Here is a 16,329-nt window from a genome sequence, read left to right as displayed (position 1 = left end):
TGAACGGGCAAGACGTCTCATCACCCCACACCACGGCGGCGCAGATGGCGCATTCCTACACCCCGGGCCTCGCGGTCACCGAGCGGATCGTCCTCCGCAAGCGGCGGCTTTTACCGATCGCGGGGACGGTCCTGGCCAAGGCCGGCGACCCGGTCCGGGCGGACACGGTGGTGGCCCGTGCCGAACTGCCGGGCAAGGTCCATGCGGTGAACGTCGCGAACCTGCTGGGCGTCGCCCCGGACGAGGTGCGCGAGTACCTGCTCAAACGGGAGGGGGAACGGCTCGCCCGGGACGAGGTCTTCGCCGAGACCAGGCCCTTCCTCAAGTTCCTCAAGACCGAGGTGCGCGCGCCCATCGACGGCACCCTGGAGGCAGTGTCCACCGTCACGGGACAGGCACTGTTTCGGGAGCCGCCCCGTGTCCTGGACCTGCTGGCCTACGTGACCGGAGCCGTCGTCGAGGTCCACCCGCCGCACGGCGTGACGGTCGAGACGGACTGCTCGCTCGTCCAGGGCATCTTCGGCGTCGGGGGGGAGACCTGGGGGCCCATCGTGATCGCGGTGAAGTCGCCGGAGGAGACCCTGGAGCCGGGGCACCTCTCGCCGCAGATGAAGGGCGCGATCGTCGTCGGCGGCTGCTTCCTCGGCAGCCGGACGATGGCCAGGGCCAGGGAGGTCGGGGTCGCGGCCCTGGTCGTCGGCGGCATCCATGACCGGGACCTCCGAGACTTGCTCGGCTACGACCTCGGCGTGGCGATCACCGGCACGGAGCGGGTGGGATTCACGCTCGTCATCACCGAAGGCTTCGGCTCGATCCCCATGGCGGCCAAGACCTTTACGCTCCTGTCGCGCCACGCGGGCCAGCAGGCTTCTATCTCCGGCGCCACGCAGATCAGGGCCGGCGTGATCCGTCCCGAGGTGATCATCCCCAGGGCCGCGTCGGCGCGGCCGGAGGGCGGCGGGGCCGAGGCCGGCCACCCCGGCGGCCTCACGATCGGCGATCTGGTCAGGGTGATCCGGGACCCGCTGTTCGGACGGATCGGCCGGGTCGCCGCGCTTCCGCCCGAGCTGCGGCAGATCGAGACCGAAAGCCACGTCCGCGTGCTGGAGGTGCGGTTCCAGGACGGCGCGACCGCGGTCATTCCCCGGGCGAACGTGGAGCTCATCGAAGGGTAGGGCATGGGGAAGAGGACGACAGGAGGCCGGAGGGCGTTGCTCGCTCTGGCAGTGGCCCTGTCCTGGGCTGCGCGCGCGGCCGCCGCGGACCTGACCCCGCCGAGGGACGTCCGGCTCTTCGACACGCCGAACGACGGGGGCGAGAGCCTCACGCTGGTCTGGGCGCCGGCGCCCCACGACGGGCCGGACGTGACCTACCGGATTCTTCTCTCGCAGGACGGGGCCGAGAGCCAGGTCCAGCTCGCCGACCTGCCGTCCACGGCCGGCTATGTACGCGACGCGAAGTTCGGTTGGTGGACCAGGCCCGCCCCGCCGGACTACCACCTCTACACCATCAAGCCCGGCAAGGGTGTCGAGCTGAAGGACGGGATGACCTACCGGGTGCGGCTCAGGGCGGTACGGGGAGAGGAGCAGGTCGAGGTCCGAACCGACGGAGCCTCGCCGGAGCCGAACTGGATCAATTGGAACGCGGCCAACAATCTGATCCTGGCCCTCCTGTTCGGCGGGGTGGTCTTCGCCTCCATCCAGCAGGCCAGGAAACGGGAGATCTTCCTCCGCCGGATTCCGGGACTCGACGCGGTGGACGAGGCCATCGGCCGGGCGACGGAGCTTGGCAAACCCATCCTGTTCCTCACCGGGGCGGGCGACATGAGCGAGCCGGCCACGATCGCCTCGGCGGTCATCCTCGGGCGGGTGGCCAAGCGGGTGGCGGCCTACGAGACCGACCTGCTCGTCCCGCACCGGGACCCCATCGTCATGGCAGTCTGCCAGGAGATCACCAAACAGTCCTACCTGGAGGCGGGCAAGCCGGACGCCTTCAAGGAAGACTCGAACTTTTTTATCACAAGCGATCAATTCAGCTACACGGCGTCGGTTGACGGCATCATGCTCCGCAAGAAGCCGGCCGCCAACTTTTTCATGGGCTCCTACTATGCCGAGGCCCTGCTGCTGACTGAGACGGGCGCGAGCACGGGGGCGATCCAGATCGCGGGCACCGATTCCGACCATCAGCTCCCCTTCTTCGTCACGACCTGCGACTACACCCTGATCGGCGAGGAGCTCTACGCCGCGAGCGCCTATCTCTCCCGCGAGCCGGTCCAGGTGGGTACGCTCCGCGGCCAAGACCTGGGCAAGGCCTTCGTCCTCGGCGTGCTGGCCGCGGGGACCCTGCTGGCGACCGTCGGGGTTCTGGCCGGGAGCGATCTCCCCGTCCTGTTCCTGGACCTGTTCAGGGACCTCAAATGATCTTCTTCCGCCGCCAGCTCCCGCTGCTCATCACCCTGGTCACCGGCCTGCTCTTCGCCGCCCAGTACTACGTCCCCCATCCGGCCTCCGAGACGATGCTGACGGAGGTGAACAAGTGGCTGCAGATCATCGGGCTGTTCGCCCTGGTGCTCGGCGTCACGAGCCTCTTTCACCTCCACGCCGTCCGCATCCGGCGGAGGGAGCCGGGGTGGGGCTACAGCTTCGCGCTCTACACGGGCATGGTCGGGACGATCCTGTTGGGGCTGTGGTCGAACGCCAAGGAGGCGTCGAACGGCGCCCTGACCGCCTTCGGCTGGGTCTACACCTACGCGCTGGTTCCGCTCCAGGGCACCATGTTCGCGATCCTGGCCTTCTTCATCGCCTCGGCCGCCTACCGGTCCTTCCGCGCCAGGAGCCGCGAGGCCGCCGTGCTCCTGGTCGCCGCGGTGATCGTGATGATGGGCCGCGTCCCGCTCGGGGAGCACCTGATCCCGGCCAGCGGCGAGGTCACCCAATGGATCCTCAACGTCCTGAACGCCTCGGTGCGCCGGGCCATCCTGATCGGCGTGAGCCTCGGCGCGGTGGCGCTCTCGCTCAAGATCATCTTCGGAATCGAGCGGGCCTACCTGGGCGGGGGCAAGGAGTGAGGAGAGGTGAGTGTTGAGGCGGGAAGAGGGGCCGGACATGAGCCGTGCCCCGGTCCCGCGCTCACACCGCACCGCGTAACCCTCGACACGGTCTTTTATGTCTGTCGTTGAGCGCCTGCTCCATCTGGACCGCCGGATCATCTTCCTCGTGATCGGGCTCTGCACGCTGCTCCCGCTCCTCTACCCGGTGGGGCTGGCGATCAAGGTGTCGCCGGAGGTGCGCGGCGTCTACGACTACCTGGACAGCCTGCCCGAAGGGGCGGTGTTCCTGCTCTCGATGGACTTCGACCCGGCCTCCAAGCCCGAGCTCTATCCTCAGGCCGTAGCCCTGCTGCGACACGCCTTTAAGAAGAACCTGCGGGTGATCGGCATGACGCTCTGGGTGACCGGCACGGGCATGGCCGATCAAGTCATCAGGCAGGTGGCGGAGGAGAACGGGAAGCAGAACGGCCGGGACTATGTGTTCCTCGGCTGGAGTCCCGGCGTCGGCTCCCTGATCATCACGATGGGGCAGGATCTCTCCAAGGCCTTCCCCAACGACTACTACAACCAGCCGACGAAGGACCTGCCGGTCCTCAAGGACGTGCGGACGCTGCGGGACGTGAACTACGTCGTGAGCCTGGCGGCGGGCACGGCCGGGATCGAGTCCTGGTACGTCTTCGGGCGGGACAAGTACAAGTTCGAGCTGGGCGGCGGCTGCACGGGGGTCATTGCCCCGGGCCTGTACCCGCTCCTGCGCAGCGGCCAGATCAACGGCCTGATCGGAGGCCTCCGGGGCGCGGCCGAGTACGAGGTCCTGATCGGCCGGAAAGGCCGGGCGGTCGCCGGCATGGACGCCCAGTCCGCCACGCACTTCGCGATCATCGGGCTGGTTATCCTTTGTAACGTGCTGTACCTGGCCACCGGGCGGACCGGCCGCCGGGGTCCGCAGGCTTGAGGTAAGGGAAGGAGCCGGCGAGCATGCCGTTCGAGGGCCTGCTGGGGGCGTGGGTGGCGACGGGGCTGACCCTCTTCATCTTCACGTTCCTGTACGAGGACAACCCGCTCTTCAAGCTCGCCGAGCATCTCTACGTCGGGATCTCGGTGGGCTACACCATCGTCAAGGGCGCCGACCTGTTCCACCGTCTCGTCTATGAGCCCCTGGTCCACCAGGGTCAGTGGTCGCTCGTCGTGCCCCTGGGCATCGGCGCGTTGATGCTGGCCCGCTACCTGCCGCGGGCGACCTGGCTGTCGCGCATCGCCTTCGCCTTCGTCGTCGGCGTGGGGTCCGGGATGGCCATCCCGCGGATCATTTCCTCTTACATCCTCAAGCAGGTGGAGGACACCGTCCGGCCCCTGGCCGCGATCGGGGAGGGCGGGCTGACGTTCACGTTCGACCTGCTGAACCCGGCCAGCAACCTGAACACGATCGTCCTGCTGCTGGGCGTCGTCTCCGTCCTCTTCTACTTTTTCTTCTCGATCGAGCACAGCGGGCCCGTCCACGTGGCGGCGCGCACGGGCATCCTGTTCCTGATGATCGCCTTCGGCGCCGCGTTCGGCTACACGGTCATGGCCCGCATGTCGCTGCTCATCGGGCGGCTGACCGACCTGATCGAATATGCCGAGCCGCGGTACGGCCATGCCTCGCTCTGGCTCCTGGGCCTGACGGTGGCGTCCCTCGTCGTCTGGTCGTTCAGGCGGAAGGCCGGTCCCGGTCCGGCCGGAGACTAGCGCCCCGCGCACCTTGCCGCCGCCGGTTCCGCTCCGGTAGAATCCCGCTCGTCGGCCCATCACCAGGACGGCCCATGACCGAAACGACCGCCGATTCCACGCAGCGTCCCGTCCTCCGCAACCTTCAGTTCTCGCCGCTCCGGGAGCAGGACGAGAAGTACGTGCTCCTGTGGGACCCCACCGGGTTGAGCGCGGAAAAGCTGATCGTGCCGCTGAACTACTTCTACCTGCTCCAGTATTTCGACGGGGAGCATTCGATCGAGCAGATCGGCGCCAAGTACCTGCAGCGCTTCGGGGAATTCCTCATGCCGGATCGTCTGGCCAAGCTGGTGGCGGACCTGGACGAGAAGCTCTTCCTGGAAGGGGAACGGGTCGAGGCCGCCAAGCGCGAAGCGGCCGTGGCCTACCGCGCGGCGCCGACGCGCCCGGCCGCCTTCGCCGGACGGAGCTACGAGGCGGAGGCGGAAAAGCTCTCGCGGCAGATCGAGTCGTTCTTCTCGTCCAAGGAAGGGCCCCCGGGCACGCCCTCGGAGCATCGGGGCAAGCCCATCAAGGCGATCGTCGCCCCCCACTACGAGCTCCGGCTCGGCGGCCCGATCTACGCCTGGGCGTACAAGGAGCTGGCCGAGGCACACCGCCCCGACCTGTTCGTGATCCTCGGGACCTGCCACGGCGGACTGGAGCAGGGGTTCGCGGTGACGGACAAGGATTTCGAGACCCCGCTGGGACGGCTCCCGGTGGATCGGGATCTTGTGGATCGTCTGACGCGGAACGGGGGCGGACGCTTCTTTGCGGAGGACGTCCGCCACCGGGCCGAGCACACGATCGAGTTCCAGCTCCCGTTCCTCCAGCACGTCGCCCGCGAGCAACGGAACGTGACGATCCTGCCGATCCTCTGCGCCTTTCCGGCGTCCTGTTTCTTCGACCCCGAGCTGGCCGCGACGGCCGAGGCCGTCCGCGCCTTCCTGGACGGCCTCAAGGCCGCGCTGGCGGAATCGGGGCGTGAAGCCTGCGTGATCGCGAGCGCCGACCTCGCCCACATCGGGCTGCGCTACGGCGATCCCCAGCCGCCCACGGACTTCTCCTTCCACCGCTGCCTGCAGACCGACCTCGAGATGCTCACGCACGTCGAGCGACTGGACGCGGACGCCTTCGCCCGCTTCATCCACGAGGAGGGGGACCGTCGGCGGATCTGCGGCTTTGCGCCGATCTATTCGATGTTGAAGCTGATCCGCGCGGAGAAGGGAGAGGTCCTGCGCTACGACCGGGGGATCACCGACCAGTTCAACTCGACCGTCACCTTCGCCAGCATGGCGTTCTTCTAGAAGACGGCTTGCGCCGAGCGGTGTTCAGCGGCGGGACGCCCGCTCGGCCCGCTGACGCCTCATCACCGACGACCGCTCACGACTCCTTCACCGTCACCTTCATCACGATCGGCCGGAGGGGGTTGTCCGCCTGGTCGCGGGGCGCGGCGGCGATCCTGTCCGCCACCTCCATGCCTCGGATCACCTCGCCGAAGACCGTGTAGCGCCGATCGAGCCCGTTCGAGTCCGCCACGCAGATGAAAAACTGGGACCCATTGTCGTTGAAGTCCCGCGTGCTGTTGCTCTCGCGCGGCATCTTGGCGGTGGACACGGCGCCGCGCTTGTGCGGCCGGTCGTTGGGCTCCGGGTTCAGCCAGTAGCCCGGCCCGCCGGTCCCGTGCAGGCTCCGGTCGGGGTTCTTGCTGAGAGGATCGCCGCCCTGGATCATGAAGCCGGGGACGACGCGGTGGAAGGTCGTGCCGTCGTAGAAGCCCATCTTGGCGAGGTTGATGAAATTTTCCACGTGGCGCGGGGCCTCGTCGGGATAGAGCCGGATGACCATCTCCCCGAACTCCGTGGAGATGACGGCCCTGGGGTCTTTCTTCTGGAACTTCATCACCATCGCGCGGTGACAATACCAAGCCGGCCGGCTCAGCGCAAGCGGGGAGCCGGCTCGCCGTCCTCCGCCCGGGCGGGGCGGGCGGGATCCTCGGCCAGTCCATCCCCCGGTCGGACCGGAAGCCACAGCAGCGCGCCGAGGAGCGCCAGGGCGGCGGCCGCGCCGAGCGCGGCCGGCCACCCGAACTGCTCCGCGAGCCAGGGCGTGAGGGTCGGCGAAAGCGTGCCGCCGATGTTGGCTCCCGTGTTCATGAGGCCGGAGAGGGTGCCGGCGTGGGGTTTGCTCAAGTCCACGGTCGAGCTCCAATAGGCGCCGACCGTGAAGTAGAGCCAGCCGGCACCGAGCGCCAGCCAGGCGATGGCCCAGTAGGGGGCGTCGAGCCATGCGCCGACGACGATGGAAAGGCCCGAGCACGCCATCCCCGCCGCGCCGACCCAGGCCCGGCCCCGGTTGATGCCGAGGCGGACGCTCAGACGATCGGTGGCCCAGCCGCCCACCGGGCAGAAGAGCGTGATGGCGAGGAACGGCGCGGCCGCGAGGAAAGCGCCCCGCAGCATCCCGAAGCCGCGCACGTTGACCAGGTAGAGGTAGAACCAGGACAGGTAGAGATACGCGACGTAGCCCAGGCAGGTGTAACTGAGGACAAGCAGCCAGACGGCCGGCGTGCGGGCGATGCGCCGCCACGGCACGGGGCCCGGCGCCGTCCGGACCTCGGACGCGGCCGCCCGGATCACGGCCAGCTCCGCGGCGTTGACGCGCGGATGGTCCGAGGGCCGGTCCCTGGCGTACCAGAACCAGGCGCCGGCCGCCGCCAGGCCCAGGGCGGCGCCGGCGTAGAAGGCCGTCTGCCAGCCGAAGTTCACCATGATCCAGGCCGTGACCGGTGGGGTCAGGGCGGAGCCGACGCCCAGGCCGGCGATCGTGACCCCCATGCCCAGCCCGCGCTCGTCCGGCGCGAACCAGTCGGCGACGGTCCGGTTCATGTTGGGCAGCGCCGCCGCCTCGCCCGCCCCGACGAGGAAGCGGATCGCGGCCAGCGACCCGCCCACGCCCAGCCAGCCCGCCAGCGGCAGGGTCGCGGCCACGGCGGTGAGCGCCGTGAAGACCGACCACCAGAGGACCGCAAGGGCCAGCACCAGCCGCGGGCCCCAGCGGTCGCCCAGCCATCCCCCGGGGACCTGGAACAGGGCGTAGCCGAGCACGAAGGCCGAGAACACCTCACCCATTTCGAGGTCGGTCAGTCCCAGCGCCGGCATCATCTGCCGGGCCGTGACCGAGATGTTGACGCGGTCGATGTAGGTGACGATAGTGATCAGAAACAGAAGGGCGAGGATCGTCCATCTGGCGCGGGTGGGGTGGTCGCGGTCCGGCACGCGGCGCTCCTCACGGCTGATGGCGGCCGGCCGGCTCCCGGCCTGCGGCCGGTCCGATTATGCGCAGCCGTCCTCCGGGCCGCAAGCCTTTTCCCCGCCGGCGGACCGTTCCTGGATTTCTGCCAGTCGTTCCGGTAAGATTCGCACGTCCCCGCCACGTTCGACTCTCTGGCGACTCTCTGGGAGGAGGAGTGACTGTCCGCCGTCGTCTCGTCCTGCGCGGCATCCTGGCCGTCCTCATCCTCGTCCTCCTGATCGTCCTCGCCCCGCTTCTCTTCACCCCCGAAGGGGTCAAGCGGTTCTTCCTCCAACAGGTCGAAGCGCAGGTCGGACGGAAGATCGAGGTCGGCTCGGTTCGCTTCGAGCTGCTGCCGAGCATCAAGCTGACCCTGTCCGACGTCGTGATCCGTGACGAGGATCCGGCGGAGATCCACTTCCGCGCGAAGCACATCGCCCTGGTCCTCCGCGCCTGGCCGCTGCTCAAGCTCCAGGTGGTGGGTAAGCGCCTCCTGCTCGACCACCCGCACCTGGAGCTCCGCCGGGATCGAACCGGGCGCTGGCACCTGATCGAGCCGGGTCCCCAGGACCAGGCGTTCGCGTCGGGCATGGCCAACCCCCTCGCCCTCCTGCTCGCCATCAAAGAGACCAGCATCAAGGGTGGCGAGCTGGTCGTCGTGGACGAGTTCCGGCCGGACGGGGTGCGCACCGCGACGGTCGCGCCCGTGGACCTCACGCTCACGTCCCATCCTGCCGAGCAAAGCATCAAGATTCTGATGTCGGCCGGGATGCCTTCTTCCCGCGGCGCCTCATCCCTCGCCCTGGAGGGGACCGTGAGCCGCGCCGCCCCGGGAAGCGTCGAGCAGGCGATCGGGGGCGGCCAGCCGCCGGCCGGCGTGACGTTCGCCGGCGCGGTCGAGGTCGTGGACCTGGACCTGGCGCAACTGGCGGACTTCCTCGGCCCGAGACCCGTGCCGGAGGGGATCGCCGGCGCCGCGACCCTCCGCGGGCAGGTCCGCCTGGGGCCGGGCGTCGCCGGCTACGACATGGTGCTGTCCGAGATACGGGGGGAGGTCGAGCAGCTCTCGCTGGCGGGTCAGGCCAGCCTCTCCGGTTTGTTGACGCCGCAGCCGACCTTCTCGGCGACCTTCGCCTCCTCGCCGATCGCCCTGGCCGATCTCACCGCCCGTTTTCCCGTTCAGTGGCTGAACCCGCGTATCCAGGAGGTCCTCACGGACCGCCAGGTCCAGGGCGTGGTCGAAGCGGTCACGGCCACGGTGTCCGGGACCACGGCCCCCGAGCCGACCTTCTCCTTCACCGGCCAGTTCCGGGTCAAGCAAGGCCAGGCCCTCCTGGGGGAGGACCGGGTGAGAACCCAGGACATCGAGGCGACGGTCTTCGTCGAACCGGACCGGATCAGGATCGCGGACCTGACGGCGCTCTACGGGGCGTTTCGCGTGCGCGGGGGCAGCGCCCTGATCCTCCTCCAGCAGAACGGGCCCTGGATCGAGCTGGACGTGACGGGCGACATGGCTGCCCCGGACCTGACGGCCCTGCTGGTCCATCAAATGGCCCCGAGCGCCTTCACGAAGGCGCTCAAGGAGCTGCACGAGGTGTCGGGCTCCAGCGTGTTGACGTTCAGGCTGACCGGCGGCCTGACCCAGCCGGGCGGGCTCTCCTTCCAGGGCGGGGACTTCATCCTCAAGGACATCACCTGTCGGACGCCGGCCCTGCAGGAGCGCGTGGAGGGGCTGAGCGGACGGGTGCGGGTGTCGCGCGAGGGCGTGGAGCTCGACCGCCTGTTTGCGACGCTCGGCCATTCACGGGTGGAAGTGCAGGGGACCATCCTCCTGGACGGCGACCCGACCTTGAAGGATTTTTTCGTCCTGGCCGCGGTGGACACGAGGGACCTGGCGAAACTGGTTCCCCGGAAGAAGGATTCGACGCTCGGGCTGGAGGGGATGATCGGCGCCAGGTTGGCCCTCGCGGGGCGGCCGGCCGCGCCGGAGGTCAGGGCGGTGCTGGACCTCAAAGACGCGGCGATCACGATCCCCGCCGTCAGGAAGCCGGCCGGGACCGCGGCCGTGCTCGAGTTCGAGGGCCACCGGGCCCCGTCCGGCGTGTTCACGGCGAAGCGGGTGGAGCTCGCCATGCCGCCCCTGCGCCTCGCCGGCAGCGGCACGCTCAAACCGGGGCCGGTCCCGGTCGTGGACGCCTCTTTCGTAACCGGACCCATCGCGCTGGCCCAGTTGCCGGCCGGCATGAGGATCGCCGGCCTTGAGGCCGGCACGCTGGAGATATCCCTCGACATCAAGGGGAAGGGCGCCGACTGGCGCCGCTGGAACCTGGGCGGCTGGATCGCGCTGACCGACGGCCAGTTCGTCACCAAGGAGCTGGACGCCCCGGTCCGCAACCTCTACCTGCGCGTCAAGCTCGTGCGCCAGAGCGCGGAGGTCAAGCAGCTCTCCTTCCGCATCGGGGACAGCGACCTGCGCGCCTCCGGCGTGGTCCAGAACTGGGCGAGGCGGCCGGCCGTCACGCTCAAGGCCGAGTCCGACACGCTCGACATCGACCTTTTGATTCCCAAGGGCGAGCGCTCCCCCGTCCGGGACCTCGTCGAAGACCTGGCGGCCGGCGGCGGGCTGGTCGGCACCCTGACCATCGACGAGGGGCGGTACAAGCACCTGGAGCTGCGCGACGTGTCCGCGCGCGTCACGATCGGCAACGGCGTCCTGGACATCGACCGGGTGTCCGCCCAGGCGCACGGGGGCAAGCTGGCGGCGCGGCTCGTCGTGGCCATGCCGAAGCGCCAGCCGGCGGACGGGGAGGTCACCTTCCGGGTGACGGACTTCCCCTACGACCGTCTGATCAAGCTGCTCGGCGACCACACGCGGTCGGTGGAGGGCTCGACCACCCTCACGGGAACGCTGCGCATGAACGGGAGGCACCCGGAGGGCACCCTGAGGACCCTGGACGGCTCCGTTCAGTTCCTGATCAAGAACGGCCACATCTACAGGGGCACGATCGTGCCCAGGATCATCACCATCCTCAACCTGCCGGCCCTGCTGCAGGGTAAGGTGGACCTGCAGAAGCAGGGGTTCCCATACGACAAGGCGAGCGGCCGCCTGGTCTTCACGCAGGGGCGCGTGCACACCGAGGACATCGTCATCGACAGCCCGATCCTCAAGATGACCGCGGCCGGCGATTACGACATCCCCGCCGACCGGCTCGACATGGTCGTGGTGGTGAGCCCCCTCGGTTCCTACTCCAAGTTCCTGCAGAGCATCCCGCTCTTCGGCCGGCTGCTGAAGGGTGACCGGAAAGGGTTCGACACGGCCATCTTCGAGGTGAAGGGCCCTATCGCGCAGCCGGACGTTTCCTACAAACCGCTGCACTCGCTGGCCGCCGGCGTGCAGGGTCTGGCTCACCTGGCCTTCGACGTGCTCAAGAACACCTTCTTCCTGCCGCACGAACTGCTCAAGGGCGAGGAAGAGCCCGCGCCCGGCGAGGACCATGCCACCGACGCCCCCGCCCCCCTCGTGCCTTGACCCCCCGGAGGGCGGCGGGTAGAATCCACGCGATGACCGCCGACCGCGCCACCCTCATCATCGCCGCCAGCGAAACCGACTCCAATCTCTACTACGCCACCCGCTTCATCGCCCCCGACCCCTTCATCTACCTGGAGCTCAAGGGCGAGCGGGTCCTCGTCATGAGCGACTTGGAGATGGACCGCGCCAGGAGCCAGGCCACGGTGGACCGCGTCCTCTCCTACTCCGAGATCGAGCGCGAGCTGAAGGCCCAGGGCCTGGCCGACCCCGGCACGACCGACGTGGTACACGCGGTGCTCGCCCGGCACGGCATCACGAAGCTCCTGGTCCCCGCCACCTTTCCCTTCGGCCATGCCGCGAAGCTGCAGCGGCTGGGCTACGAGCTGGAGGCCAAACGCGAACCCTTCTTCGAGCAGCGGGCCGTGAAGACCGAGGAGGAGGTCCGGCACATCGAGGAGGCCCAGCGGGCCACCGAGGCGGCCGTGCGGGCCGCCCACGAGGCGCTCCGCGCCGCGGCCGTCCGGGAGGGGGTGCTCTGGTTGGACGGGGCGCCGCTGACCTCGGAGCGCATCAAGCGCCTGATCAACGTCGCGCTCATGGAGCGCGAATGCGTCGCCCAGCACACGATCGTGGCGGGCGGCGACCAGGCCTGCGATCCCCACGAAGAGGGGAGCGGGCCCCTTCCGGCCGACCGGAGCATCATCTTCGACGTGTTCCCCCGATCCAGCCGGACGCGGTACTTCGCCGACATGTCCCGGACCGTCGTCCGCGGCCGGCCCTCCGCCGAGCTGCAGCGTCTCTACCGGACGGTCCTCGACGCACAGGAGGAGGCCATCGCCAAGGTGCGGGACGGGGCCGACGGCGCCAAGATCCATCGGGAGATCTGCGAGCGGTTCGAGGCGGCCGGCTACCGGACGGGCCTCGTGAACGGGCGGATGCAGGGCTACTTCCACGGGACTGGCCACGGCGTGGGCCTCGACATCCACGAGGCGCCGCGGATCAGCCGGACCGGCTCCGCGCTCCAGGAGGGACAGGTCGTGACGGTCGAGCCGGGTCTGTACTATCCCGGCCTCGGCGCCGTCCGGATCGAGGACATGGTGCTCGTCACCCGTGACGGCTGCCGGAACCTGACGGACTACCCGAAGGCCTTCGTGCTCGAATGACCGTGAGCCGCCGCGACCGGCCTGCGGGAGGGGCTGACCGCCGGGCGCGAGGCTGACCGCTGAGGGCTTCCCGCTTGCGCCTCACCTTCACCATCTCGCGTTTCAACCCCGAGATCGACCGACATCCCCACGTCGAGGACTACCGGGTCGAGGTCGGGCGCGGCATGACCGTGCTGGACGCCCTGATCCGTATCAAGAACCAGGAAGACGGATCGCTCGCCTTCCGCTACTCCTGCCGCTCCGCCATCTGCGGCTCCTGTGCGATGGTGATCAACGGGACGGAGAAGCTCGCCTGCCGGACTTCCGTGCGGAAGGAACTGGAGCGCCACGGTCGGCTGGACCTCGCCCCGCTCCGCAACCTCCCGGTGATCAAGGACCTCGTCGTGGACATGTCCTCGTTCTGGGACAAGATCCGCGCCGTCACCCCCTGGCTCCTCCCGGCGCGGGAGCTTCACGACGCGACGCCGGGGGGCGAGCTGAGGCTGCTTCCGGGTCAGTATGACTTCCACAACGTGGACGCCTGTATCATGTGCGGAGCCTGTGTCGGCGCCTGTGCGACGCACGAGGTGTCGCGCGGCTTTCTCGGACCGGCCGCCCTGGCCAAGGCCGACCGATTCCTGGCCGACCCGCGCGAGTCTTCGGAAGCCCGCACGGCCCGGCTGAGCGCCCTGGAGAAGGAGGACGGAATCTGGGATTGCGTCCGGTGCAATCTCTGCGTCCAAGTGTGTCCGAAAGACGTGAAGCCGATGGAGGCCATCATCCGCCTCCGTCGCGCGGCCCTCGACGCCGGCCTCACGGATACCGGCGGGGCGCGGCACATCACCGGCTTCTGCGAGCTCGTCCGGCGCGACGGCCGGCTCAACGAGGCATTGATGCCGCTGAAGATCCTCCGCTTCGACCTTCAGACTCTCCTTCGCGTCTTCCCGCTCGCGATCAGGATGTGGCTCCGGGGCAAGGTGCCCGCTCCGCTCGGTCACGCCATCCCCGGCATCGCCCAGGTCCGCTCCATCTTCGCATCCACCCGGCGTCGCGGCGGCGGGGGATGAACGACCCGATGGGCGGACGCTTCCGGTTCCTCGAGGACGTGGCCCTGGCCGACGCCGCCTTCGAGGCCTCCGGGGCGACCCCCTCCCAACTTTGCTCGGCCGCCGCCCGCGCCCTCATCGAAACCATGGCGGACCCCGACACCGTCGGCTCGTCGTGGCGCCGAACCGTGGAGCGAGACGCTGCGTCCCTCGCGGACCTGCTGTTTGACTGGCTCTCGGACATCGTGTACTACAAGGACGCGGCCGGCGTCGTCTTCCACAGCGCCGAGGCCGACGTGGAGGAAGACCGCCAGGGGAGCCGCTGGCGGCTCCGCGCAGCCCTGGCCGGCGCACCCGTCGACCCGTCGCGCCAGGTGCTGCGCGCCGACGTCAAGGCCGTGACGAAGCACCTGTACGAGGTGACCCGGGCCGGAGCGGAATGGCGCGCCAGGGTCGTGCTCGACATCTGAAGGAGGGGCGCCTCGTGCGACTCAACACCGCCATGGCCGTCAACCGCATCGCCGATGAGGTCTGGGAGATCCCGGCGAGCGAGAAGCCGGGCATGCTCGTCCCCGCCCGTATCTACGCCACCGAAGGTATCCTGGGCGGCATGGACCGCGGAGTCTTCGAGCAGGTGACGAACGTCGCCTGCCTGCCCGGCATCCGGCGCTACGCCCTCTGCATGCCGGACGGCCATTGGGGCTACGGCTTTCCGATCGGCGGCGTCGCCGCGTTCGACCCGCGCGATGGCGTGATTTCGCCGGGCGGGGTGGGCTACGACGTGAACTGCGGGATGCGGCTGATCCGGACCGACCTCGCGCTCGCGGACGTGAAACCGCGCCTGGAGATGCTCATGACGGAGCTGTTCCGTCGCGTTCCGGCCGGCGTCGGCTCGCAGGGGATCGTGCGGCTCGATCGGCGCGAGTTCGAGGAGGTGATGCGGAAGGGCGCCCGTTGGTGCGTCGAGCGCGGCTACGGATGGACGCAGGACCTGGAGCGGATCGAGGAGCGCGGCTGCATTGCGGGGGCCGACCCCGAGAAGGTGAGCGCCCACGCCGTCGAGCGGGGCATCAACCAGCTCGGCACGCTGGGGTCCGGCAACCACTACCTGGAGGTCCAGACCGTGGCGGACGATCGGATCTTCGACCGCCGGGCGGCGGCAGCCCTCGGGATCACGGGCGGCGATCAGATCGTCGTCATGGTCCATTGCGGCTCCCGCGGGTTCGGCCATCAGGTGGCGAGCGACTACCTGCGGGTGTTCGAGCAGGCCATGCGCCGCTACGGCATCTCGGTCAAGGACCCGCAGCTGGCCTGCGCGCCGTTCCATTCGCCGGAGGGTCAGGACTACTTCGCGGGGATGAACTGCGCGGCCAACAGCGCCTTCGCCAACCGCCAGGTGATCACCCACCGGATCCGCGAGGCGTTCGAGGCGGTGTTCGGACGATCGGCCGAGGCACTGGGTATGGAAATCGTCTACGACGTCGCCCACAACATCGCGAAGGTGGAACGCTACGCGGAAGGGGAGCGCCTCGTCCATCGGAAGGGGGCCACGCGGGCCTTCGGCCCGGGGCGTCCCGAGCTGCCCGAGCGGTTCCGCGAGGTCGGCCAGCCGGTGATCTGCGGCGGTTCGATGGAGACCGGCTCCTACCTGCTGGTCGGGACCGACCGGGCCATGCGGGACACCTTCGGCTCGACGATGCACGGGTCCGGGCGGACCATGTCCCGCGCCCAGGCCAAGCGGTCGGTGCGGGGCGAGCAGCTCCAGCGGCAGATGGCGGAGCGCGGCATCATCGTGAAGGCCGCCTCCATGTCCGGCCTGGCCGAGGAGGCCGGTTTCGCCTACAAGAACATCTCCGAGGTCGTCGAGACCGTGGACCGGGCGGGGATCACGAGGAAAGTGGCGGAGCTCCGGCCGATCGGGAACGTCAAGGGCTAGGGCGGCGAGCAGCCCGCTCGCGCAGCACTTTTTACAGGAGATTCGGAGCAAATTACGTCCTTCCGTTGTCCAGCTTTGGCAATCCTTCCCCCGCTCGACCAGGAGGCCGGTGGAAACCGGCTGATTCTTCACCACCTTCGGCGTTTTCCCCGAGTCCGACACGGGGCATGGTCCGTGCAAGCGCCCCCTACGCAGGAGGTCGGTACCATGGACATCTCGTTGGGGGAATGCCTCAAGCGTTTGCGGGCCGAGCGGGGACTGTCCCTGGAGGGGATCGCGCAGCGGACCCGCATCCACCTGTCCTACCTCGAGGCCCTCGAAGAGAACGACTTCACCAAATTGCCGCCGGCGCCGGTGTTCGCCAAGGCCTACCTCAAGGCCTATTCGCGGTGCCTGACCCTGTCGCCCGATCAAGAGGCGGATGTCCTGCTCCGATTCGACAGTCTGGCGAGCGGCTATTACCGGGCGGTCGCCTCGGCGGGTCAGTGGACGGAGGCGGCGGGGTATGCGGGGGCCACCGGCGTCGCCGGCTCGAAGCCGTCGCTCGCCCGCGTGCGGCTGTTTCGTTGACAACCCTGAGGACGCCG

At 69.1% G+C, this 16,329-nt stretch carries 14 protein-coding genes; 12 read left to right on the top strand and 2 right to left on the bottom strand.

Annotation, left to right across the window (positions count from 1 at the left end; all coding sequences use genetic code 11):
* Positions 1-44: 44 nt before the first annotated feature.
* The 6 genes from AC1U7O_RS00295 (at position 45) to amrB (ending at position 6,102) form a co-directional block, all read left to right on the top strand.
* The gene (locus AC1U7O_RS00295; protein ID WP_479892522.1) at positions 45-1,175 is read left to right on the top strand and encodes a hypothetical protein; all 1,131 of its coding nucleotides are present in this window, start codon (positions 45-47) and stop codon (positions 1,173-1,175) included.
* Between the two features lie 36 nt (positions 1,176-1,211).
* On the top strand, positions 1,212-2,420 hold the full coding sequence (locus AC1U7O_RS00290; RefSeq protein WP_479892521.1) for a DUF6754 domain-containing protein: 1,209 nt from the start codon (positions 1,212-1,214) through the stop codon (positions 2,418-2,420).
* Positions 2,417-3,067, top strand: coding sequence for a hypothetical protein (locus AC1U7O_RS00285; RefSeq protein ID WP_479892520.1), 651 nt, complete (start codon positions 2,417-2,419; stop codon positions 3,065-3,067). Before AC1U7O_RS00290 ends, AC1U7O_RS00285 begins: the two co-directional genes overlap by 4 nt.
* Positions 3,068-3,164: 97 nt before the next feature.
* Positions 3,165-4,004, top strand: a complete 840-nt coding sequence (locus AC1U7O_RS00280; RefSeq protein WP_479892519.1) for a hypothetical protein — start codon at positions 3,165-3,167, stop codon at positions 4,002-4,004.
* A 23-nt stretch (positions 4,005-4,027) separates the two neighbouring features.
* Positions 4,028-4,777 carry a hypothetical protein gene (locus AC1U7O_RS00275; RefSeq protein WP_479892517.1) on the top strand — a complete coding sequence of 250 codons (750 nt, stop codon included), beginning with the start codon at positions 4,028-4,030 and terminating at the stop codon, positions 4,775-4,777.
* 74 nt (positions 4,778-4,851) lie between these two features.
* Positions 4,852-6,102 (top strand): AmmeMemoRadiSam system protein B, encoded by a 1,251-nt coding sequence (gene amrB, locus AC1U7O_RS00270; RefSeq protein ID WP_479892515.1) that lies wholly within the window; start codon positions 4,852-4,854, stop codon positions 6,100-6,102.
* Positions 6,103-6,178: 76 nt separating this feature from the next.
* On the opposite strand, the gene AC1U7O_RS00265 is transcribed toward amrB, so the two are convergent.
* Both AC1U7O_RS00265 and AC1U7O_RS00260 read right to left on the bottom strand, forming a co-directional pair.
* Positions 6,179-6,703, bottom strand: coding sequence for a peptidylprolyl isomerase (locus AC1U7O_RS00265; protein ID WP_479892513.1), 525 nt, complete (start codon positions 6,701-6,703; stop codon positions 6,179-6,181).
* Positions 6,704-6,732: 29 nt separating this feature from the next.
* The gene (locus AC1U7O_RS00260; protein WP_479892512.1) at positions 6,733-8,073 is read right to left on the bottom strand and encodes an MFS transporter; all 1,341 of its coding nucleotides are present in this window, start codon (positions 8,071-8,073) and stop codon (positions 6,733-6,735) included.
* A gap of 191 nt (positions 8,074-8,264) precedes the next feature.
* Between AC1U7O_RS00260 and AC1U7O_RS00255 the strand changes: the two genes are divergently transcribed.
* The 6 genes from AC1U7O_RS00255 to AC1U7O_RS00230 all read left to right on the top strand — a co-directional run bounded on the left by AC1U7O_RS00255 (position 8,265) and on the right by AC1U7O_RS00230 (position 16,312).
* Positions 8,265-11,618, top strand: a complete 3,354-nt coding sequence (locus AC1U7O_RS00255) for a YhdP family protein (RefSeq protein ID WP_479892510.1) — start codon at positions 8,265-8,267, stop codon at positions 11,616-11,618.
* A 32-nt stretch (positions 11,619-11,650) separates the two neighbouring features.
* Entirely contained in the window at positions 11,651-12,781 is a 1,131-nt protein-coding gene (locus AC1U7O_RS00250; protein ID WP_479892509.1) for a M24 family metallopeptidase, read from the top strand.
* Between the two features lie 74 nt (positions 12,782-12,855).
* Positions 12,856-13,827 carry a succinate dehydrogenase/fumarate reductase iron-sulfur subunit gene (locus AC1U7O_RS00245; protein WP_479892507.1) on the top strand — a complete coding sequence of 324 codons (972 nt, stop codon included), beginning with the start codon at positions 12,856-12,858 and terminating at the stop codon, positions 13,825-13,827.
* An 8-nt stretch (positions 13,828-13,835) separates the two neighbouring features.
* The gene (locus tag AC1U7O_RS00240) at positions 13,836-14,276 is read left to right on the top strand and encodes an archease (RefSeq protein ID WP_479892506.1); all 441 of its coding nucleotides are present in this window, start codon (positions 13,836-13,838) and stop codon (positions 14,274-14,276) included.
* Positions 14,277-14,308: 32 nt separating this feature from the next.
* On the top strand, positions 14,309-15,742 hold the full coding sequence (locus AC1U7O_RS00235; protein WP_479892601.1) for an RtcB family protein: 1,434 nt from the start codon (positions 14,309-14,311) through the stop codon (positions 15,740-15,742).
* 207 nt (positions 15,743-15,949) lie between these two features.
* Entirely contained in the window at positions 15,950-16,312 is a 363-nt protein-coding gene (locus AC1U7O_RS00230) for a helix-turn-helix domain-containing protein (RefSeq protein WP_479892504.1), read from the top strand.
* Positions 16,313-16,329: the final 17 nt, after the last annotated feature.

It is taken from the genome of Candidatus Nitrospira neuquenensis, from assembly GCF_979578155.1.
Note: the sequence above shows the minus strand (reverse complement) of the source record. Positions and strands in the feature narration are given on the sequence as shown.